Origin of the sequence: Citrobacter sp. EC_71, from assembly GCF_019584005.1 — a bacterium.
GTDB lineage: Bacteria > Pseudomonadota > Gammaproteobacteria > Enterobacterales > Enterobacteriaceae > Citrobacter > Citrobacter werkmanii.
This window is the reverse complement of sequence record NZ_VDAY01000008.1, coordinates 198,099-219,962: the sequence shown is the minus strand read 5'-3', so window position 1 is coordinate 219,962 and position 21,864 is coordinate 198,099. Positions and strand designations below refer to the sequence as shown.

Annotated in this window: 21 protein-coding genes and 1 riboswitch; of the genes, 10 read left to right on the top strand and 11 right to left on the bottom strand. The window is 54.0% G+C overall.

From position 1 onward, the window contains the following. Positions 1 to 37: 37 nt before the first annotated feature. Together FHD02_RS11445 and FHD02_RS11440 are read right to left on the bottom strand one after the other, a co-directional pair. Positions 38 to 1,459, bottom strand: coding sequence for a DASS family sodium-coupled anion symporter (locus FHD02_RS11445; protein ID WP_137361539.1), 1,422 nt, complete (start codon positions 1,457 to 1,459; stop codon positions 38 to 40). 33 nt (positions 1,460 to 1,492) lie between these two features. Beyond that, entirely contained in the window at positions 1,493 to 2,845 is a 1,353-nt protein-coding gene (locus FHD02_RS11440) for an adenylosuccinate lyase family protein (protein ID WP_220393882.1), read from the bottom strand. 202 nt (positions 2,846 to 3,047) lie between these two features. On the opposite strand from FHD02_RS11440, the gene FHD02_RS11435 reads away from it, so the two are divergent. Next, positions 3,048 to 3,782: a GntR family transcriptional regulator gene (locus FHD02_RS11435; RefSeq protein ID WP_079224891.1), complete on the top strand. Its 735-nt coding sequence runs from the start codon at positions 3,048 to 3,050 to the stop codon at positions 3,780 to 3,782. A 67-nt stretch (positions 3,783 to 3,849) separates the two neighbouring features. Here the strand turns inward: FHD02_RS11435 and rhlE are convergent, their stop codons facing one another. After that, a complete protein-coding gene (rhlE, locus tag FHD02_RS11430; protein WP_137371030.1) occupies positions 3,850 to 5,193 on the bottom strand; it encodes an ATP-dependent RNA helicase RhlE in 1,344 nt (447 codons plus the stop codon). Between the two features lie 220 nt (positions 5,194 to 5,413). Between rhlE and cecR the strand changes: the two genes are divergently transcribed. Genes cecR through FHD02_RS11405 form a run of 5 tightly spaced genes read left to right on the top strand, consistent with a single transcriptional unit; the run spans position 5,414 to position 11,055 of the window. After that, entirely contained in the window at positions 5,414 to 6,091 is a 678-nt protein-coding gene (cecR, locus tag FHD02_RS11425; RefSeq protein ID WP_137371031.1) for a transcriptional regulator CecR, read from the top strand. Further along, positions 6,088 to 7,083: a secretion protein HlyD gene (gene hlyD / locus FHD02_RS11420; RefSeq protein ID WP_137371032.1), complete on the top strand. Its 996-nt coding sequence runs from the start codon at positions 6,088 to 6,090 to the stop codon at positions 7,081 to 7,083. The genes cecR and hlyD overlap by 4 nt, the downstream gene beginning before the upstream one ends. Next, entirely contained in the window at positions 7,076 to 8,812 is a 1,737-nt protein-coding gene (locus FHD02_RS11415; RefSeq protein ID WP_220393881.1) for an ATP-binding cassette domain-containing protein, read from the top strand. Before hlyD ends, FHD02_RS11415 begins: the two co-directional genes overlap by 8 nt. Further along, the gene (locus FHD02_RS11410; protein WP_220393880.1) at positions 8,805 to 9,938 is read left to right on the top strand and encodes an ABC transporter permease; all 1,134 of its coding nucleotides are present in this window, start codon (positions 8,805 to 8,807) and stop codon (positions 9,936 to 9,938) included. The genes FHD02_RS11415 and FHD02_RS11410 overlap by 8 nt, the downstream gene beginning before the upstream one ends. A gap of 10 nt (positions 9,939 to 9,948) precedes the next feature. Further along, entirely contained in the window at positions 9,949 to 11,055 is a 1,107-nt protein-coding gene (locus FHD02_RS11405; protein WP_137371034.1) for an ABC transporter permease, read from the top strand. On the opposite strand, the gene FHD02_RS11400 is transcribed toward FHD02_RS11405, so the two are convergent. Continuing rightward, entirely contained in the window at positions 11,017 to 11,427 is a 411-nt protein-coding gene (locus FHD02_RS11400) for a YbhQ family protein (RefSeq protein WP_042309614.1), read from the bottom strand. The two genes, FHD02_RS11405 and FHD02_RS11400, sit on opposite strands and share 39 nt — an antisense overlap. A gap of 132 nt (positions 11,428 to 11,559) precedes the next feature. Between FHD02_RS11400 and FHD02_RS11395 the strand changes: the two genes are divergently transcribed. From FHD02_RS11395 to FHD02_RS11385, 3 genes are read left to right on the top strand one after another with little or no spacing between them, the layout of a single operon-like run. Then, positions 11,560 to 12,321, top strand: a complete 762-nt coding sequence (locus FHD02_RS11395; RefSeq protein WP_137361545.1) for an endonuclease/exonuclease/phosphatase family protein — start codon at positions 11,560 to 11,562, stop codon at positions 12,319 to 12,321. Beyond that, on the top strand, positions 12,318 to 13,559 hold the full coding sequence (clsB, locus tag FHD02_RS11390) for a cardiolipin synthase ClsB (protein ID WP_200007143.1): 1,242 nt from the start codon (positions 12,318 to 12,320) through the stop codon (positions 13,557 to 13,559). Before FHD02_RS11395 ends, clsB begins: the two co-directional genes overlap by 4 nt. Next, complete coding sequence (locus tag FHD02_RS11385) at positions 13,559 to 14,521, top strand: YbhN family protein (protein ID WP_137361547.1); 963 nt, start codon at positions 13,559 to 13,561, stop codon at positions 14,519 to 14,521. The genes clsB and FHD02_RS11385 overlap by 1 nt, the downstream gene beginning before the upstream one ends. Positions 14,522 to 14,611: 90 nt before the next feature. On the opposite strand, the gene FHD02_RS11380 is transcribed toward FHD02_RS11385, so the two are convergent. The 6 genes from FHD02_RS11380 to moaA all read right to left on the bottom strand — a co-directional run bounded on the left by FHD02_RS11380 (position 14,612) and on the right by moaA (position 18,058). Then, a complete protein-coding gene (locus FHD02_RS11380; RefSeq protein WP_040230421.1) occupies positions 14,612 to 15,316 on the bottom strand; it encodes a Bax inhibitor-1/YccA family protein in 705 nt (234 codons plus the stop codon). Between the two features lie 41 nt (positions 15,317 to 15,357). Beyond that, complete coding sequence (gene moaE, locus FHD02_RS11375; RefSeq protein WP_047025512.1) at positions 15,358 to 15,810, bottom strand: molybdopterin synthase catalytic subunit MoaE; 453 nt, start codon at positions 15,808 to 15,810, stop codon at positions 15,358 to 15,360. Position 15,811: 1 nt separating this feature from the next. Further along, positions 15,812 to 16,057 (bottom strand): molybdopterin synthase sulfur carrier subunit, encoded by a 246-nt coding sequence (moaD, locus tag FHD02_RS11370; RefSeq protein ID WP_137361548.1) that lies wholly within the window; start codon positions 16,055 to 16,057, stop codon positions 15,812 to 15,814. Next, the gene (gene moaC, locus FHD02_RS11365) at positions 16,050 to 16,535 is read right to left on the bottom strand and encodes a cyclic pyranopterin monophosphate synthase MoaC (RefSeq protein WP_061381915.1); all 486 of its coding nucleotides are present in this window, start codon (positions 16,533 to 16,535) and stop codon (positions 16,050 to 16,052) included. The genes moaD and moaC overlap by 8 nt, the downstream gene beginning before the upstream one ends. A gap of 2 nt (positions 16,536 to 16,537) precedes the next feature. Continuing rightward, positions 16,538 to 17,050 (bottom strand): molybdenum cofactor biosynthesis protein B, encoded by a 513-nt coding sequence (gene moaB / locus FHD02_RS11360; protein WP_003035187.1) that lies wholly within the window; start codon positions 17,048 to 17,050, stop codon positions 16,538 to 16,540. Between the two features lie 18 nt (positions 17,051 to 17,068). Then, on the bottom strand, positions 17,069 to 18,058 hold the full coding sequence (moaA, locus tag FHD02_RS11355) for a GTP 3',8-cyclase MoaA (RefSeq protein ID WP_220393879.1): 990 nt from the start codon (positions 18,056 to 18,058) through the stop codon (positions 17,069 to 17,071). Continuing rightward, positions 18,046 to 18,191: riboswitch (molybdenum cofactor riboswitch) on the bottom strand. It overlaps the preceding gene by 13 nt. 289 nt (positions 18,192 to 18,480) lie before the next feature. On the opposite strand from moaA, the gene yvcK reads away from it, so the two are divergent. Further along, complete coding sequence (yvcK, locus tag FHD02_RS11350) at positions 18,481 to 19,389, top strand: uridine diphosphate-N-acetylglucosamine-binding protein YvcK (RefSeq protein ID WP_137361551.1); 909 nt, start codon at positions 18,481 to 18,483, stop codon at positions 19,387 to 19,389. Between the two features lie 89 nt (positions 19,390 to 19,478). Here yvcK and uvrB read toward each other — a convergent pair whose 3' ends face one another. Beyond that, on the bottom strand, positions 19,479 to 21,500 hold the full coding sequence (uvrB, locus tag FHD02_RS11345; protein WP_220393878.1) for an excinuclease ABC subunit UvrB: 2,022 nt from the start codon (positions 21,498 to 21,500) through the stop codon (positions 19,479 to 19,481). Between the last annotated feature and the right edge of the window lie 364 nt (positions 21,501 to 21,864).

Below are 21,864 nucleotides of genomic sequence, written 5' to 3'. Positions count from 1 at the left end.
ACAGTCAGGTACATTGCAGGCCGAATAAACGTGTCGGTTAATAGTATCCCAGCAGCTTCCACCACAGCATGCCCACGGCAAAAATGATAATGACATTTGCCGTCACCACACAGAGGTTGATTTTGTAAAAGCGCGGGCGTTCAAAATAACCCTGGGCAAAATAGATAGGGCCAGGTCCACCACCGTATTCCGTATTGCCCCACATCAGATTACTGAAGATACCAAAGCAAATCGCGACCATCATCGGCGGTGCGCCCGCAGCGATCGCCGTTGCCGCAAAAGGGGCATACAGCGCAGCCACGTGGCCGGTGGCGGTCGCAAAGAGGTAATGGACGTAAATATAGAGGATCCCCAGCAAAATAAAGGACTCTATCGCGCCAAATCCCTGAATACCGCTGCCCAGTTTTATCGTCATCCATTTAATAAAGCCCAGATCGGCAAGCCCGGTTGCCAGGCTAATAATGACGCTAAACCAGATCACCGTGTCCCACGCTGCATGGTCATTGAGCAGGCTTTTCCAGCTGACTGCGCCGGAGGCGAAAAGATAAGCAGCCAATCCCAGTCCAACCGAGGTTGCCGATAATCCCGTGATTAAGCTGGTGCCCCAGCCGACCAATGCCAACACGAAGCCAAACGCGACCTTTTTCTCATTACTGCTCATCGCACCGAGTTCACCGAGCGCCTGCTTGCCCATCGCTTTTGCCTCTGGCGTACGTTTAAGCTCAGGATCCAGCAACTTATAGACCAGAAGCGGCATCAAACAGAAACAGGCCATCGCAGGAACAACAGCGGAAACAAACCACCCGCCCCAGGTTATCTCAACGCCTAATGAGGATTTAGCCAGACTCGCCACCAGCGGATTTGCCGCCATCCCGGTGAGGAATATCGCCCCGGTAATGGGCGTAAACTGAAAGCACACCATGGTTAAAAAATCACCAATGCGCTTGCCGGTTACTCCCGGAGCCGAGCCTAATACGTCATTGATTGAACGAGTGATAGGGAAAATAATCCCTCCGGAACGGGCTGTAACTGACGGCATTGCCGGAGCCATAATCAGATCGGATACCCCCAGCGAGTAGGCGATACCCAGGCTACTGCCGCCAAATAGCGATAACATTTTATACGCAATACGTTTCCCAAGCCCGGAGGTGACAAACCCCAGAGAAAGAACATAGGCGCAGAAGATGAGCCATACTGTACCGGACGCAAACCCTGACAGCGCTTTCGCCTCTGGCAAGGTCTTGGTAAAAATCACCACACAAAGCGCAATCAGCATTACCGCCCCCGAAGGGAGCGGTTGGGTAAGAATGGCGGCAATGGTCGCGGCAAAAATAGCAAACATATGCCAGGCCTGAGGCGTCAGACCATCAGGTACGGGATAAAACCAAATTATCCCCCCAATCGCCAGCGGTATCAGGAACGCCAGAATGGATTTTCCCGCGACAGAATTCGTTGACATAAAAATATCCTTATTCCGTTAGCCCGAGAACCTTCATTTCTGCGACATATATTTGGCCAGCACCTGATCGACCATCGCGGGTGCCATTCCCAGGTAATTTGCCGGGTCGGTCAGTTTCTCAATCAACTGCGGCTCCAGTCGTTCTGCAACGGATGGCATCGCATTCAGCACATCAGCCAGTCGTCCCCCCTGTTCGTTGACGATACGGCAGGCGTCGTACACAACATCATGCGCATCCTGACGACCGATGTATGGCGCCAGTCCCATCATGACCGCCTCAGCCACTATCAGGCCGTTGGTCATACCGAGGTTACGTTTCATCGCCGCTTCATCGACTATCAGTCCCGCCAGCATAAAATTGGCCTGATGCAACGCCCCTGCGCTGAGGACGAAACTTTCCGGGATAGCAATCCATTCCGCATGCCACGGCCCGGTCGCCCGTTCCAGGTCCTGCACCATCGCATCCAGCATCAGTCCCGCTTGCTGACGCACGCCTTTAGCACAGGCCAGCATCAGTTCGCTGGAGATCGGGTTGCGTTTCTGCGGCATGGTACTGCTGGCGCCACGCCCTTTAACAAACGGCTCATACAGCTCGCCAAACTCATTGGCTGCCAGCAACATTACGTCGTAGGCAATCTTACCCAGCGACCCGGTAATCACCGCTAACAAGTTAACCGCTTCGGCAAAACCATCACGCGCGACGTGCCAGGTGGACGTTGGAACATTCAGTCCAAGCTCTTCCATCATCGCTTTTTGTACCGCCAGCCCTTTATCCCCCAGCGATGCCAGCGTACCAGCTGCACCCGCAAATTCGCCGACCAGAACACGAGGACGCGCCTGGGTAAGACGTTCCGCGTGGCGTTCAAACATATCCAGCCAGATGGCCGCTTTATAACCGAAGGTCACGGGCAAAGCCTGTTGTAAGTGGGTTCTCCCGGCCATTGGCGTATCACGGTAGCGACGTGCGAGGTCTGCGAGCGTCGCACGAAGTTTGTTTATATCGGTCTCAATTAACGTGAACGCATCACGAATTTGTAGGACTACCGCGGTGTCCATAATGTCCTGAGTGGTTGCCCCCCAGTGCACATAGCCGCCGGACTCGCCAGCCTGTTTAGAAATCTGGTGCACCAGCGGTAGGATCGGATACCCCACTATTTCAGTTTCATGGCGCAATAAATCAAAATCGAGCGTGTCGGCATTACATTTCTCGGCAATTTCCTGCGCCGCCGCCTCAGGTATTACGCCACAGCGCGCTTGAGCCTTAGCCAACGCAACTTCCACTTCCACGTATTTGCGCACCAGCTCGCGATCGTCAAACACCGCGCGCATCGCCGGTGTGCCGAAAGAATCCCTAAACAGAACAGAATCAAGTACATTCGAAGCCATAAATCCCCCTGGAAAATCTGATAATGATAAGATGCTTGTTTACGGCGGTTTGTTGGATATTCAAACGCCGCCACAATGTCCAGACATTATCAAATGTCCGTACATTTAAATGTACGGACATTTATAGTATTCATAAGAAATGTAGGGAATAGTCCGTACAAATTTTCGTGATAAAGATCACTAATATTTTGATGAAACTGCGATGAAAGAATCTCTGTACAAGCGAATAGCACGTGAACTGGCGCAGCAAATTTCGGTGGGAACCTTTGCCCCCGGCTCGCTGTTTCCTACGGAAATGGAACTGTGCGAAACATGGCAGGTCAGCCGCCACACCATGCGTGAGGCGCTAAGGGAATTAACAGAGCAAGGTTTGATTTCACGGCGTAAAGGCGCAGGCACCCGCGTTTGCGAACCTAAGGCTAACGGCGTCAATCATCCGCTATCGCATCTTGAGGATCTGCTGCTGCTGGCCAGGAACAATCTGCGCGTCATCAAGAAAATCGATGAGATTGTGGCGGACATAGAGTTGTCCCAGTTGATTGGCTGTCCGCCAGGTTCCCGATGGCTGCACATTGCCAGTACCCGTGAAGATGCGCAAAACCCGGACGCGCCAATTTGCTGGACCGACAGTTACGCCAGCACGGACTACGCCAAGCTGCGCACATACATCCGCGATGATCCGCACTCGTTAATTAGCGATCTGATCGAAGCGCACTACGGTATTAAAAGTCATGAAGTTCACCAGACGATTACGGCAGTTGGCGTGCCTAAGAAGATGGCAAAAATCCTTAACGTAGCACCTGATTCTCCGGCGATGAGAATTGTGCGCCGCTATCTGGACAGGGAAGGAAAAGTTTTTGAAACGACGATTTCTGTTCACCCGGCAGGACGCTATACCTGCTCAATCGTGCTGAAATCGCAAAGCTCAGGGGAATGATTGACCTGGCCGGCCTACACATTATGTAGACCGGCTAGCGTGTTTATACTGCCATACAGCAGGTGAATTACTGCGCTGAAGACGGTCTGCGCGGACGGCGCGGTGGACGAGGCTTATCGCCTGCCGGTTTGCCTTCGCCGCTACGCGGTTTCGCTTTTGGCGCACCGCCATCCTGACGACGCGGCTGCTGGCCACGTCCTGCTCCGCCCTGACCGCGACCGCCACCACCACGCTGCTGGCGAACGTTCTGAATCGGCTCAGCTTTGATGGACGGGTCTGGCTCGTAGCCTGGCGTTGCAATACGCGGGATCTCTTTTTTCAGCAGCTTCTCGATGTCGCGCAACAGTTTGTGTTCATCGACGCATACCAGAGACAACGCTTCGCCGGTGGCAGCCGCACGACCGGTACGACCAATACGGTGCACGTAATCTTCCGGGACGTTCGGCAACTCGTAGTTCACCACGTGCGGCAGCTCTTCAATATCCAGCCCACGCGCGGCAATATCGGTTGCCACCAGCACGCGAATATCACCGGATTTAAAATCGGCCAGCGCACGCGTACGCGCCCCCTGAGATTTGTTACCGTGGATCGCCGCGCTGCGGATGCCGTCTTTATTCAGCTGTTCCGCCAGATGGTTCGCACCGTGTTTGGTACGGGTAAACACCAGCACCTGCTGCCAATTGCCCTGACCAATCATCTGCGACAACAGTTCACGTTTGCGTTTTTTATCCACGAAATGCACATGCTGAGTCACCTGCTCGGACGCGGTATTACGACGCGCCACTTCGATTTCCAGCGGGTTATGCAGCAGCTTTTCGGCCAGCGATTTAATATCGTCAGAGAACGTTGCCGAGAACAGCAGGTTCTGGCGTTTTGCCGGCAGTTTGGCCAGAACGCGACGAATGTCATGAATAAAGCCCATATCCAGCATGCGGTCAGCTTCATCCAGCACCAGAATTTCAACCTGATCCAGTTTCACCGCATTCTGGTGTTCCAGATCGAGCAAACGACCCGGGGTGGCAATCAGCACGTCTACACCGCCACGCAGCTTCATCATCTGCGGGTTAATGCTGACACCGCCGAAAACCACCAGCGAGCGAATATTGAGATACTTACTGTAATCACGAACGTTTTCGCCAATCTGGGCTGCCAGTTCGCGAGTGGGCGTGAGGATCAGCGCACGAACCGGACGGCGGCTTTTACCATGCGGCTGATGGGTCACAAGGTGCTGCAACAACGGCAGGGTAAAACCTGCCGTTTTCCCCGTACCGGTCTGGGCGCTGGCCATCAGATCGCGGCCTTCCAGCACGGCGGGGATCGCCTGCTGCTGAATAGGGGTAGGTTCACGGTAACCCTGCTCGGCAACGGCACGTAAAATATCAGGGTTCAAACCAAGGGAATCAAAAGACATAACAACTCCGAACCGCCCTGACCGTTACCGGTGTCGTTTTCAGGGAGATACACACAATAGAGATGACAAAAACCACAATGTCATGAAGGGGCGGAGTGTAGCAGTTTTTGTGATGTACCGCATAAATTATCCCTTCAACAGAAATTAATTCGCGGACTGGACAAGGTTGCACATCAGTCATAATCTTAATCAATCGATTGATTAAGATCAGAGTCGTGCCATGAATACACCCACCATGACAAGCAAAGGTGAACAGGCGAAAAATCAGCTCATTGCCGCCGCGCTGGCGCAGTTTGGCGAATATGGTTTGCACGCCACAACGCGCGATATCGCCGCGCAGGCCGGGCAAAATATTGCGGCCATCACCTACTATTTTGGCTCAAAAGAGGATTTATACCTCGCCTGCGCCCAGTGGATTGCGGATTTTATTGGCTCACAGTTTCGCCCGCATGCAGAAGAAGCCGAACGTCTGTTTGCTCAGCCGGAGCCGGATCGTGGCGCGATGCGCGAACTTATCCTGCGCGCCTGTAAAAATATGATCATGCTGTTAACCCAGGACGACACCGTTAACCTGAGCAAATTTATCTCGCGCGAACAGCTTTCACCCACCGCGGCTTATCAACTGGTGCACGACCAGGTGATCAATCCGCTGCATACCCACCTGACGCGCCTGATTGCTGCCTATACTGGTCGCGATGCTAACGATACCCAAATGATTCTGCACACCCACGCCATACTCGGCGAGGTGCTGGCCTTTCGTCTGGGGAAAGAGACCATTCTGTTGCGTACGGGCTGGTCAAAATTTGATGAGGATAAAACCGCGCTGATTGAGCACACCGTTACCTGTCACATCGATCTTATTCTGCAAGGTTTAACGCAAAGGAGTCTGGAGTCATGAAAAAACCTGTCGTTCTCGGGCTGGTTATCGCGGCCCTCGTTGCCGTGATTGCCGGTGGAACGTGGTGGTATCAAAGTCGGCAAGATAACGGTCTGACGCTCTACGGCAATGTCGATATCCGTAGCGTCAATCTGAGTTTTCGCGTCGGCGGCAGGCTGGCCTCGCTGGCGGTTGACGAAGGCGACGCCATTACCGCCGGTCAGGTGCTTGGCGAACTGGACCACGCGCCGTATGAAAACGCGCTAATGCAGGCAAAAGCGAATGTTGCCGCCGCCCAGGCACAGTACGATCTGATGCTGGCCGGTTATCGTGAAGAAGAGATTGCGCAAACCGCAGCGGCGGTCAAACAGGCGCAGGCCGCCTATGATTATGCGCAAAACTTTTACAATCGCCAGGTAGGACTGTGGAAAAGCCGCACCATCTCCGCTAACGATCTCGAAAACGCCCGTTCATCACGTGACCAGGCGCTGGCCTCACTGAAATCCGCCCAGGATAAACTCGCCCAGTATCGCAGCGGGAACCGTGTGCAGGATATTGAGCAGGCGAAAGCCACGCTCGAGCAAGCACAAGCTGAGCTGGCGCAGGCTGAACTGAATTTGCATGACACCACGTTAACCTCTCCGTCTGACGGCACGATTCTCACCCGGGCGGTTGAACCGGGTAGCATGCTGAACGAAGGAGGCACGGTACTGACGCTATCACTCACGCGTCCGGTCTGGGTTCGCGCCTACGTTGACGAACGAAATCTGAGCCAGGCGCAGCCAGGACGCAAAATTCTGCTCTACACCGATGGCCGCCCGGACAAGCCTTATCACGGTAAAATTGGCTTCGTGTCGCCCACCGCCGAGTTTACCCCGAAAACGGTCGAGACCCCTGACCTGCGTACCGACCTGGTTTATCGTCTGCGCATTGTGGTGACCGATGCAGACGATGCGTTGCGCCAGGGGATGCCGGTAACAATAAAGTTTGGCGATGAGGCACGGCATGACTGACGCCGTCATTACGCTGAATGGGCTGACGAAAAACTTTGCCGGAATGGAAAAACCGGCCGTCGCCCCGCTCGACTGTACCGTTCATGCCGGCTACGTGACCGGGCTTGTCGGGCCGGACGGCGCGGGCAAAACCACGCTGATGCGCATGCTGGCGGGTTTGTTAAAACCCGACGCCGGAAGTGCTGTCGTAATTGGCTTTGATCCCATCAAAGACGACAGCGCCCTGCATGCCGTGCTGGGTTATATGCCACAGAAATTTGGCCTGTACGAAGATTTAACGGTCATGGAGAACCTCAATCTCTATGCCGATTTGCGCAGCGTCACCGGCGACGTACGAGAAAAAACCTTTGCCCGGTTACTGGAATTTACCTCACTGGGTCCGTTTACCGGACGACTGGCTGGCAAGCTTTCCGGTGGCATGAAACAGAAGCTCGGGCTTGCCTGTACGCTGGTCGGCGAACCCAAAGTGTTGCTGCTGGATGAGCCAGGTGTCGGCGTCGACCCTATTTCCCGTCGCGAGTTGTGGCAAATGGTCCATGAACTGGCGGGCGACGGGATGCTGATCCTCTGGAGTACCTCCTATCTGGATGAAGCTGAGCAATGTCGTGATGTGTTGCTGATGAATGAAGGCGAATTGCTGTATCAGGGCGATCCGACCCAGCTTACGCAGACGATGGCCGGACGCAGCTTTTTAATGAGCAGCCCGCAGGAAAATAACCGCCGACTGCTGCAACGCTTGTTAAAACTGCCGCAGGTCAGCGATGGGATGATTCAGGGGAAATCCGTCCGTTTGATCCTGAAAAAAGAGGCCACGGCCCAGCAGATTCAGGACGCGAACGGTATGCCGGAGATAACCATCAACGAAACCGTTCCCCGTTTCGAGGATGCTTTTATCGATTTACTCGGCGGGGCCGGAACATCAGAGTCGCCGCTGGGTGCCATCCTGCATACCGTGGAAGGCACGCCTGGCGAAACGGTGATCGAAGCCAAAGCGTTGACCAAAAAGTTCGGCGATTTTGCCGCTACCGACCATGTAGACTTTGCCGTGCAGCGCGGCGAGATTTTTGGCCTGTTAGGCCCCAACGGCGCCGGAAAATCCACCACCTTTAAAATGATGTGCGGTCTGCTGGTTCCCACCTCCGGCAAAGCGCTGGTGCTGGATATGGACCTCAAAGTCAGCTCCGGCAAAGCGCGTCAGCATCTGGGCTATATGGCGCAGAAATTCTCCCTGTACGGCAACCTGACGGTTGAACAGAATCTGCGTTTTTTCTCCGGCGTCTACGGCCTGCGCGGTCGAGCGCAGAAAGAGAAGATCGATCGCATGAGTGAGGCATTTGGCCTGAAAAGCATCGCCTCCCACGCTACCGACGAGCTACCGCTGGGCTTTAAACAACGTCTGGCGCTGGCCTGCTCGCTGATGCATGAGCCAGATATCCTGTTTCTCGATGAACCCACTTCCGGGGTTGATCCCCTTACCCGTCGAGAATTCTGGTTGCATATCAACAGCATGGTGGAAAAAGGCGTCACGGTGATGGTGACTACCCACTTTATGGATGAGGCGGAATATTGCGATCGCATCGGGCTGGTGTATCGCGGCAAACTGATCGCCAGCGGCACGCCGGACGACCTGAAAGCAAAGGCTGCCGATAGCGACACACCGGACCCAACCATGGAGCAGGCGTTTATTACGCTCATCAATGACTGGGATAAGGAGCATACGCATGAGTAACTCCGCGCTCTCATGGCGACGCGTACGCGCGCTGTGCGTAAAAGAGACGCGCCAGATCGTTCGCGATCCCAGCAGTTGGCTGATTGCGGTGGTGATCCCGTTGTTGCTGCTGTTTATCTTCGGCTACGGGATCAACCTCGACTCCAGCAAGCTGCGAGTGGGAATTTTGCTCGAACAGCAGAGCGAAGAGGCGCTGGATTTTACCCACACCATGACCGGTTCGCCGTACATTGACGCCACCATCAGCGATAACCGTCAGGAATTGATTGAGAAAATGCAGGCCGGGCGCATTCGCGGGCTGGTGGTAATCCCGGTAGATTTTGCCCAACAAATGGCGCGACCCGGCGACACAGCCCCTATTCAGGTGATTACTGACGGCAGCGAACCGAATACCGCCAACTTTGTGCAGGGTTATGTCGAAGGTATCTGGCAGATTTGGCAGCAACAGCGGGCAGAGGATCGCGGGGAATCGTTCGAGCCATTAATCGATGTGCAGACCCGCTACTGGTTTAACCCCGCAGCTATCAGCCAGCACTTTATTATTCCCGGGGCGGTAACCATCATCATGACGGTGATTGGCGCGATCCTCACCTCGTTAGTGGTGGCGCGTGAATGGGAGCGCGGCACCATGGAAGCTCTGTTGTCTACCGAAGTTACCCGCGTTGAGCTGCTGCTGTGCAAACTGATCCCCTATTACTTTTTAGGCATGCTGGCGATGCTGCTGTGTATGCTGGTGTCGGTGTTTATTCTTGGCGTGCCCTATCGCGGCTCGTTGTTAATCCTGTTTTTTATTACCAGCCTGTTCCTGCTCAGTACGCTCGGCATGGGCCTGCTTATCTCCACTATCACCCGTAATCAGTTTAACGCCGCGCAGGTTGCGCTGAACGCCGCTTTCCTGCCCTCGATTATGTTGTCGGGGTTTATCTTCCAGATAGACAGCATGCCGGCGATTATCCGCGCGGTGACTTACATTATTCCGGCGCGCTATTTCGTCAGCACCCTGCAAAGCCTTTTTTTGGCGGGCAACATTCCGGTGGTGCTGGTTATCAACGTGCTGTTTTTAATCGCTTCGGCGGTAATGTTTATTGGCCTGACGTGGCTGAAAACCAAACGTCGGCTGGATTAAGGGGACGGGCATGTTTCATCGCTTATGGACATTAATTCGTAAAGAGCTGCAATCGCTATTACGCGAGCCGCAAACGCGAGCCATTTTGATTCTACCGGTACTGATTCAGGTCATTCTGTTCCCGTTCGCCGCGACGCTGGAAGTGACCAACGCTACTATCGCTATCTATAACGAAGATAACGGTAAACATTCGGTGGAGCTTACCCAGCGCTTCGCCCGCGCCAGCGCTTTTACGCATGTCCTGTTACTGAAAAGTCCGCAGGAGATCCAGCCCACCATCGACACGCAAAAAGCGCTGTTGCTGGTGCGCTTCCCGGCCAACTTTTCGCGGAATCTGGATACCTTCCAGCAAGCACCCATGCAAATTATCCTCGATGGACGTAACTCGAACAGCGCGCAAATTGCCGCCAATTACCTGCAGCAGATCGTGAAGGAGTACCAGCAGGAGCTGATGGACGGCAAGCCAAAACCGAACAACAGCGAACTGGTGATACGTAACTGGTATAACCCGAATCTGGACTATAAATGGTTCGTGGTTCCGTCGCTGATCGCCATGATTACCACCATCGGCGTGATGATCGTCACCTCGCTGTCTGTTGCCCGCGAACGCGAGCAGGGCACGCTCGATCAACTGCTGGTCTCCCCGCTTACCACCTGGCAGATTTTCATCGGCAAGGCGGTGCCTGCGCTAATTGTGGCCACTTTTCAGGCCACCATTGTGCTGGCGATCGGCATCTGGGCTTATCACATTCCGTTTGCCGGTTCACTGGGGCTATTCTATTTCACGATGGTGATTTACGGACTGTCGCTGGTCGGCTTTGGTCTGCTGATTTCATCGCTGTGCGCCACCCAGCAGCAGGCGTTTATCGGCGTATTTGTCTTTATGATGCCAGCGATATTGCTCTCAGGTTACGTCTCGCCGGTCGAAAATATGCCGGTATGGTTACAGAATCTGACGTGGATAAACCCGATCCGCCATTTTACGGACATCACGAAACAGATTTACCTGAAGGATGCGAGTCTGAAGATTGTCTGGGGAAGTTTGTGGCCGCTGTTGGTGATAGCGGCCACAACCGGCTCAGCGGCGTATGCGATGTTTCGCCGCAAGGTGATGTAGCTTTTTGTCTTTCGCCAACAGCGACACCACGGCGGGTCCGGCAAGGATCACCAGCCCCGCCAGGGCCAGCAAGACGTTGTTTTGCAGCACGCGCGACAGCAGCCACAAAACGATCATCGCGGCACCGAAATACCACGTCGTAGTGAGTTCTTCCAGCACATCCGCCACGTCGCGCCAGCGCTGTTCATGGTGACGTTGTAAAGCCAGCATTAATAAAACCGTTACGCCGTAAACGACGCATAATCCCAGGCCGACGTGCACCAGCGTGCCGCTCATCCAGCCCATTACCAGTAATGCCACTACCAGTAAATGCAACACAATCTGCCAGCAACTTAGACCCGTTGCGACACGAACACGTTGTTGCCACCTCATGGCTTTTCTCCTGAAGGATTTTCGACTAATTGTTCAGAGTACCGGACTTTACGGAAAATTCCGCAACACCGCATCTTTTTGTGACGACGACTACACTATTTTAATCAGGAAAGTGACGCCAACGGGAGAATCATGGCCAGACAAACAGAACGGTTTTCATTCAATGTGCTCACCATTAATACTCATAAAGGGTTTACCGCCTTCAATCGGCGTTTTATTTTGCCTGAGCTGCGAGAAGCCGTCAGAACGGTCGGTGCGGATATTGTGTGCCTGCAAGAGGTAATGGGCGCACACGAGGTGCATCCACTGCATGTGGAAAACTGGCCGGACACCACGCACTACGAATTTCTGGCGGATACCATGTGGAGCGACTTCGCTTATGGACGTAACGCCGTGTATCCGCAGGGGCATCACGGTAACGCCGTGCTGTCGCGCTATCCTATTGAACATTATGAAAATCGCGATGTGTCGGTCGGCGCGAGTGAAAAACGCGGGGTCCTGTACTGCCGCATCGTGCCGCCGATGCTCTCCCACCCGGTTCACGTGATGTGTGTCCATCTCGGTTTGCGTGAGGCCCACCGTCAGGCCCAGCTCGCTATGCTGGCAGATTGGGTGAATGCCTTACCTGAGGGTGAGCCCGTTGTGGTCGCCGGAGATTTCAACGACTGGCGACAAAAAGCCAATTATCCGTTGAAAGCCAATGCCGATCTTGACGAGATCTTTACCCGCGCCCACGGTCGCCCGGCGCGGACGTTTCCGGTGCAGTTTCCTCTGCTACGTCTCGACAGGATCTATGTGAAAAACGCGAATGCCAGTACCCCAACGATGCTGGCGCTGCGTCACTGGCGACATTTGTCCGATCATGCCCCTCTGAGTGCGGAGATTCATTTATGAAATTTGGCTGGCGTGAAGGCAATCAAATTCAACTACTGGAAAACGGCGATCAGTTCTACCCCGCCGTGTTTGACGCCATTGAACAGGCGCAACAAAAGATTATCCTCGAGACCTTCATCTGGTTTGAAGATGCGGTCGGAAAACAGCTGCATGCCGCGCTGCTGAGTGCAGCACGACGCGGCGTCAAAGCCGAAGTACTGCTGGATGGCTATGGCTCGCCGGACCTCAGCGACAGCTTCGTTAATGAGCTAACCGCAGCCGGCATTGTTTTCCGCTACTACGATCCGCGTCCGCGCCTGTTCGGCATGCGCACTAACCTCTTTCGCCGTATGCATCGCAAAATTGTGGTCATTGATGACCGTGTTGCTTTCGTCGGCGGCATCAATTATTCCGCTGAACATATGTCTGATTACGGCCCTGAGGCCAAGCAGGATTACGCCGTGCGCGTTGAAGGTCCCATCGTGGCCGACATCCTGACATTCGTGCTGGAAAACTTGCCGGGTCAGAGCGCCGTACGTCGCTGGTGGCGACGTCATCATCGCGCAGTCGAAAATCATCGGCCTGGCGAAGCGCAGGTACTGTTTGTCTGGCGCGACAACGAAGAGCATCGTGATGATATTGAACGCCATTATTTGAAAATGCTTACCCAGGCCAGACGGGAAGTGATCATTGCCAATGCCTACTTCTTTCCCGGCTATCGCTTTCTGCATGCCCTGCGTAAAGCGGCCCGACGCGGCGTTCGGGTAAAACTCATCGTGCAGGGTGAACCGGATATGCCGATTGTGAAAGTGGGCGCCCGCCTGCTGTACAACTATCTGGTAAAAGGCGGCGTCCATGTCTATGAATATCGCCGTAAACCTCTGCATGGCAAGGTAGCGCTGATGGACGATCATTGGGCGACGGTAGGCTCCAGCAATCTTGACCCGCTCAGCCTGTCGCTGAATCTGGAAGCGAATCTCATTATTCATGACCGTGCGTTTAACCAGACTCTGCGCGATAACCTGAACCCTATTATTGCGCAGGACTGCAAGCGGGTTGATGAATCCATGCTGCCCAAACGCACCTGGTGGAACCTGACCAAAAGCGTGCTGGCGTTCCACTTTTTACGCCATTTCCCGGCGCTGGTCGGCTGGCTTCCCGCGCATACGCCGCATCTGGCCGAAGTTGAACCGCCCGCACAGCCTGCCATGGAAACGCAGGATCGCATTCAAACTGAGGATGTCGGAGGAAAATCCTGATGGCCAAAGCACATCCGCGCTGGCGGTTAGCGAAAAAAATACTCACGTGGCTATTTTTCATTGCCGTCATCGTGTTGCTGGTCATTTATGCCAGCAAGGTCAACTGGGAAGAGGTCTGGACGGTAATCCGGGATTACAATCGGACTGCCCTGCTCAGCGCCGTGGGGCTGGTGATCGTCAGTTATTTACTCTACGGCTGCTATGACCTGCTCGGCCGACATTACTGTGGGCACAAGCTGGCAAAACGCCAGGTCATGCTGGTGTCGTTTATCTGTTACGCCTTCAACCTGACGTTAAGCACCTGGGTGGGCGGTATTGGGATGCGTTACCGGCTCTACTCGCGCCTCGGGTTGCCGGGGAGCACTATTACACGGATTTTTTCGCTGAGTATTACCACCAACTGGTTGGGCTATATTCTGCTGGGCGGTTTTATTTTTACCTTTGGTGTGGTCGAGCTGCCCGCGCATTGGTATATCGATGAAGATACGCTGCGCATTTTAGGCATTGCGCTGCTACTGATTATTGTCGTTTATCTGTGGTTTTGCGCCTTCGCTAAACATCGCCACATCACCATCAGGGGCCAAAAGCTGGTGCTGCCCTCCTGGAAATTCGCCATCGCGCAAATGGCGATATCCAGTACCAACTGGATGGTGATGGGAGCCATTATCTGGCTGTTGCTGGGTCAGGATATCAACTATTTCTTCGTGTTGGGCGTGCTGCTGGTGAGCAGTATTGCCGGGGTTATCGTACATATTCCGGCGGGGATCGGTGTGCTGGAGGCGGTCTTTATGGCGTTGCTGGCGGGAGAAGATACTTCTCAAGGCAAGATTATCGCCGCCCTGCTTGCGTATCGCGTCCTCTATTATTTTATTCCGCTGCTGCTGGCGCTTATTTGCTACCTGTTGCTGGAAAGTCGGGCGAAGAAGCTGCGGGCGAAAAACGAGAAGGCAATGGCGAAATGATTTGCCGGATGCGGCTTAACGCCTTATCCGGCCTACTTTCGATACACAACTGTAGGCCGGATAAACGCTGCGCCATCCGGCAACAGATAATTAACGACGATTGCCGAAGATGCGCAGCAGCATCAGGAACAGGTTGATAAAGTCCAGATACAGCGTGAGTGCGCCAAGAATCGCGTATTTGCGCAGATTTGAACTGTCGCGCAGGTCGATCTGCTCACCGATGTTTTTCAGCTTCTGCGTGTCATAGGCAGTCAGACCGACAAACACAATCACCCCAATATAGGTGACCGCCCACATCAACGCTTCACTCTTCAGCCAGAAGTTAACCAGCGAAGCCAGCACGATTCCGATCAACGCCATAAACAGCATATTGCCGAAACCGCTGAGGTCACGCTTAGTGGTATAACCGTACAGGCTCATGATCCCAAACATCCCGCCGGTGACCACAAAGGTACTGGCGATAGACGAGTAGGTGTAGACGATAAAGATGCTCGACAGCGTTAACCCGGTTAACGCCGAATAAAGCATAAACAGCGTGGTTGCCATACCGGCGCTCAGTTTTTGCACCATGCCGGACAACACGAACACCAGCGCCAGTTGAGCGATAATCAGGCCAAAGAAGGTGATTTTACTGGAGAAGACAAACATCATTACCGCGGGCGTATTTGCCGCATACCAGGCGATAAACGCCGTCAGCAACAACCCGCAGGTCATCCAGCCATAAACCTGCGCCATATACGTTTGCAGGCCGGAACGCGCCTGCACAATAGAATCGGATCGTGGGAATCGGTCCATGACAATCTCCTGAATCAGTATGAGCCTACAACAATTGTACTCTACCAGCGTTTTGCTGCTAGCTTATCGCTGTCACGAGCATCTACCCAACGTTCACCTTCCGGCGTGGCCTCGCGCTTCCAGAACGGTGCGCGGGTTTTCAGATAATCCATAATGAACTGCCCGGCGTCAAACGCGCTACTACGATGCGCGCTGGTTACGCCGACAAAAACGATTTCGTCGCCGGGCCACAGTTCGCCAATGCGATGAATCACCGTCACCCGCCCCAGCGGCCAGCGCGTACGCGCCTCGTCGACAATCTCCGCCAGCGCTTTTTCGGTCATGCCGGGATAGTGTTCCAGTGTTAACGCCTGCACGCTGTCACCGAGGTTGTGATTGCGCACTTTACCGGTGAAAGTCACCACCGCGCCATCTTCATCGCGCTCGGCAAGCCAGGGATACTCTTCCCCAACGCTGAACGGCGCATGCCCAACAACAATTCGCGTCTCAGCCATCTTAACCTCCGGTTACCGGTGGGAAGAAAGCCACTTCATCACCTGCGTTAAGGGAGTGGTCAAAACTGACCAGCGTCTGGTTCACCGCCGCCAGCAGCTTGCCGTCTTCCAGCGCCAGCGCCCAACGATCGCCTTTCGCCGCCAGATGCTGGCGCAGCGCTTCGACCGTTGCAAATTCGGCGGTAACCTCTAACGCATCCGTGTTGACCAGTTCACGGACCTGGGCAAAGAAAAGAACCTTAATCATGCGCATCCACCTTAAAATCGCCCGACTTACCACCACTTTTTGCCAGCAGGCGCACCGGACCAATCACCATGTCCTTTTGTACCGCTTTGCACATGTCGTAGATGGTCAACGCCGCCACGGAGGCCGCCGTTAACGCTTCCATTTCCACACCGGTTTTCCCGCTCAGGCGACACAGCGTCTCAATGCGTACACGATCGTGTTCCGGTTCGGCATGCAGGTTAACTTCGACCTTGCTCAGCATCAGCGGGTGACACAGCGGGATAAGATCCCAGGTCCGTTTGGCCGCCTGAATACCGGCAATGCGCGCCGTGGCGAAAACGTCGCCTTTATGGTGGCTACCATCGATAATCATCGCCAGCGTTTCGCTGCGCATCGTCACGAATGCTTCAGCACGCGCCTCGCGTACCGTTTCTGCTTTACCAGAGACATCCACCATGTGGGCTTCGCCAGCGGCGTTAATATGAGTCAGTTGCGACATAATTATTTCTTCAAATGTGGGTGGAAATTACACGGACGCGTACGGGCATCAAGCTGCGGCGCAATGATATTTTCCCAGGCGGTACGACACGCTTTGGTCGAACCCGGCATGGCGAAAATCAGCGTTTTATTCGCCACGCCGGCAATTGCCCGGGATTGCAGCGTCGCGGTGCCAATCTCTTCAAACGAGAGCATACGGAATACTTCGCCAAAACCCTCAACTTCTCTGTCGAACAGTGGTTGCAGCGCTTCCGGCGCCTGGTCGCCTTCGGTCAGTCCGGTGCCGCCGGTAATAAGCACAACCTGCACATCGTCACTGGCAATCCAGGCGGAAACCTGGGCGCGGATGGCATAACGGTTCTCTTTGACAATCGCCTTGTCAACAATCTGATGGCCCGCTTCCTGCGCCGAGTCACGCAGGTAGTGACCGGAGGTGTCATCCTCTTCGCCGCGACGGTTGGAAACAGTAAGAATAGCAATGCGTGTCGGGATAAATTCAGCGCTTACCTGACTCATGAAAACTCCTTTTAGCGATCAGCCGCCAATGTAAGATAAGTTTTGCGTAATACCGGTATTGTTCTGATGCAGGAAATGGGTCTGCTTTTTCTCCAGCAGCGCGGTTGAAATGCGTTCTTCCAGCGCGGGTTGCTGAGCGTCATCTTCCAGCAAATCACGCAGGCTTACGCCGCCTTCACCAAATAAACACAGATGAAGTTTGCCGACAGAGGAAACGCGCAGACGATTACAGGTGGCGCAAAAGTCTTTCTCATAAGGCATGATCAGACCAATTTCGCCAGCATAATCTGGATGACAGAAAACCTGAGCCGGACCGTCGCTGCGCAGGCGTTGCTGGTGGATCCAGCCGCGACGCAGAAGCTCATCGCGCAGTACTTGCCCTGAGATATGATGCTTACGGAAGAGAGAGCTGCCCTCGCCCGTTTCCATCAGTTCAATAAAACGCAGTTGAATAGGACGCGGTTGGATCCACGCCAGGAAGGTGTCCAGTTGATGATGGTTTACATCGCGCATCAACACCGTGTTGACCTTCACTTTTTCAAAACCGGCATCAAAGGCGGCGTCAATGCCCGCCATCACCTGCTGAAATTTGTCCTGCCCGGTAATGGCGTGAAACTGACGGGCATCGAGACTGTCGACGCTGACGTTGAGTGCCGTCAGACCTGCATCGCGCCAGGCGGCAGCATCGCGCGCCAGACGATAACCATTGGTCGTTACCGCAATCTGACGGATGGCGTCGTTTTCACGCACGGCGGCAATAATGTCGGTAAAATCGCGACGTAATGAGGGTTCGCCCCCTGTCAGGCGCACTTTTTCCGTCCCCAGACTGGCGAACGCACGGGTGACGCGGCGAATTTCATCAACGGTCAAAAAGCCGTTATTGGTGACCCCACCGGGCTTATAGCCATCCGGCAGGCAGTAGGTGCAACGAAAGTTACACACATCGGTAATCGACAAACGTAAGTAGTAAAACTTACGCGCGAAAGCATCGGTAAGTTGAGAGCCCATGTACACCTTTCCAAATACGGGAGACGCAGTCATTTCTTCCTGCGCCCTGGTGACAATCTCGTTCGAGCATTGCCACGGCCAAAGCACCGTATCATTTGACCCAGGTGCAGAGGCTAGAGTGTTTATACTCATCATACTTTGAGTACGTAGTGGTTATGCCGATACTAGCGTGTAAATGGCGATAATGCCAAGCACACTTACGCTGTATAAATGCGTATATAGCGACATGATCGTGCAATTTCGCTACAGAATAAGCAAAAACCACAGTTTTGCATTGATATACATCATCTTGCTGTCAGGTGCATGTCGTCAGAAAGGGGTAGATCGCCGAAAATTAATTTCGGCAAATGCCAACTGGATAATTGCTGAAAACACGCTATTTACGGTACTGTAGCGCCGATCAATTGATATCAGGAAACTCTATGCGCACTCGCACGCTGGCAGATTTAGATCGCGTTGTCGCTCTCGGCGGAGGGCATGGATTAGGACGCGTTCTCTCCTCACTTTCCCCTTTAGGTTCACGACTGACGGGTATCGTCACCACCACCGATAATGGCGGCTCCACGGGGCGTATTCGTCGTTCTGAAGGCGGCATCGCCTGGGGTGACATGCGTAACTGCCTGAACCAGTTAATTACCCAACCCAGCGTTGCATCCGCTATGTTTGAATACCGTTTTGGCGGTAATGGCGAGCTTTCCGGACATAACCTCGGAAATTTAATGTTAAAGGCGCTCGATCACCTCAGCGTGCGGCCTCTGGAAGCCATAAATTTAATTCGCAACCTGCTGAAGGTCGATGCGCATTTAATTCCGATGTCAGAGCTGCCGGTGGATCTGATGGCTATTGATGATCAGGGGCATGAAGTCTATGGCGAAGTGAATATCGATCAGCTCACTATCCCTCCTCAGGAACTGATGCTGTCGCCAAAAGTCCCCACCACGCGAGAAGCGGTTGAGGCAATCGCCGAAGCGGATTTGATTCTGATAGGACCAGGCAGTTTTTATACCAGCCTGATGCCGATCCTGCTGCTCGACGAACTGGCGCAGGCATTACGGCGTACCCCCGCCAGGATGGTCTACATTGGCAACCTGGGTCGCGAATTAAGCCTGCCAGCAGCCAGCCTGACGCTTAACGATAAGCTGGCAATCATCGAACAGTACGTTGGCAAGAAAGTGATAGACGCGGTGGTTGTCGGCCCGAAAGTAGATGTTTCCGCCGTTACCGGCCGCATTGTGATTCAGGAAGTACTGGAGGCCAGCGATATTCCGTACCGTCATGACCGTCAGCTGCTGCACCGCGCGCTGGAAAAAGCGGTACAGGCATTAGGCTGAACGGATTTGCCTGATGCGCCGCGCATCAGGCCGACAAACGCAAGCACCCCGTAGGCCGGATAAGGGGATACCCCGCATCCGGCACAAGCTTACGATGCCGCAATAAATAACTCGCGCAGTTGATGCAGTTGATCGCGGATCGTCGCGGCTTCTTCAAATTCGAGATTCTGCGCATGCTGCATCATTTGCCCTTCCAGCTCCTGAATCTTCTGCTGCAAAGCTTTTGGCGTCATATCCAGTTCGACAACGTCAGACTTCGTACCCGCACGTGACTTCCCTTTGCCCTTCGCCTTGGTCTTCGCAATATTCTGACCCAGCGCCAGAATATCGACCACTTTCTTGTTCAGCCCCTGCGGCGTAATACCGTGCTCTTTGTTGTAAAGCTGCTGTTTCTCGCGACGACGTTCAGTTTCACCAATTGCCTTGGCCATCGAGGCGGTAATTTTATCGCCGTAGAGAATCGCCTTGCCGTTGATGTTACGCGCCGCGCGACCAATGGTCTGGATAAGTGAGCGTTCAGAGCGCAGGAACCCTTCTTTGTCTGCGTCCAGAATCGCCACCAGCGAGACCTCAGGCATGTCCAGGCCCTCGCGTAACAGGTTGATACCCACCAGCACGTCAAACTCGCCCAGACGCAGGTCACGAATGATTTCCATGCGTTCCACGGTATCGATGTCGGAGTGCAGATAGCGCACCCGCTCGCCGTGCTCTTCGAGGTATTCGGTGAGGTCTTCCGCCATACGTTTGGTAAGCGTGGTGACCAACACACGTTCGTTAATCGCCGCACGCGTGCGGATCTCCGACAGCAGATCGTCAACCTGCGTCGCCACCGGACGCACTTCTATCACCGGATCCAGCAGGCCGGTCGGTCGTACCACCTGATCAACCACGTCATCACCGGATTTCTCCAGCTCATAGTTCCCCGGCGTCGCCGAGACGTAGATGGTCTGCGGGGCCAGCGCCTCAAACTCTTCAAATTTAAGCGGACGGTTATCCAGCGCCGAGGGCAGACGGAATCCGTATTCGACCAGGGTCTCTTTACGCGCCCGATCACCGCGATACATGCCGCCAATTTGCGGAATAGTCACGTGGGATTCATCCACCACCAGCAGGCCATCGGCAGGCAGGTAATCAAACAGCGTCGGCGGCGGCTCGCCTGGACCGCGTCCGGACAGATAGCGGGAATAGTTTTCAATCCCCGAGCAATAACCCAGCTCGTTCATCATTTCCAGATCGAACTGTGTACGCTGGCTTAAGCGCTGCTCTTCCAGCAACTTGTTATTCGCCAGCAGATTTTTACGGCGGTCTGCCAGCTCGACTTTAATTTCTTCCATCGCCTGTACGATACGTTCGCGCGGCGTGACGTAGTGCGTTTTCGGGTAGATGGTATAGCGGGAAATAGTCGATTCAACCTGCCCGGTAAGTGGGTCAAACAGCGACAAACGTTCGACTTCCTCATCGAACAGTTCCACGCGCAGCGCAATGTCGTCAGATTCAGCCGGAAAAATGTCGATAACTTCACCACGTACGCGGAAGGTCCCGCGCTGGAATGCCTGATCGTTACGGGTATATTGCAGCTCCGCCAGACGACGCAGGATCGCGCGCTGGTCGATAATCATCCCCACCGTAAGGTGCAGCATCATTTTCAGGTACAGGTCCGGGTCGCCCAAACCATAAATGGCGGAAACCGACGCCACCACAACGACGTCACGACGTTCCAGCAGCGCTTTAGTCGCCGACAGACGCATCTGCTCAATGTGTTCGTTGACCGAGGCATCCTTCTCGATGAAGGTATCAGAACTCGGTACGTAAGCTTCCGGCTGATAATAGTCGTAGTAGGAGACAAAATATTCCACCGCGTTTTCCGGGAAGAACTCTTTCATCTCACCGTACAGCTGCGCAGCAAGCGTCTTGTTAGGCGCCAGCACCATGGTAGGACGCTGTAGGTCCGCAATTACATTCGCGATGGTGAATGTTTTCCCCGAGCCCGTCACCCCCAGCAGCGTCTGATGCGCCAGACCGTCCTCCAGACCTTCTTCCAGACGACGTATCGCCTCAGGCTGATCGCCAGAGGGTTTAAAAGCGGAATTTAGTTTGAACGGTTTACTCATGAGCAGCTACCTGAAGCAATGGGCGGGCAGGTGTGTAATTTTACTCGCAGTAGTATATATTGCCAGTAAAATATACTGGATGAAAAAACAGTAACGCGCCAGAATATTTCTGTTACACCCGTCAAATGGCCGTGACGGCAGGCCAAAATTTGCCCCCAGACAAAATAAAACACCAGCAAAAACGTGTTATCCCCAAACCAATGCCTTTTTTAACATTTGTCAAGCCAGCCGATGAAAGTTTTATGGCAACACATGACACTTCTGCGACAGCCATTGATTTTATCTAACCACCTGTAATTTAATGATTATTATCTCAAGACGTCTTTCGCATCAATTTAGTCGCAAGCCGCGTCTTCTCTCGCTT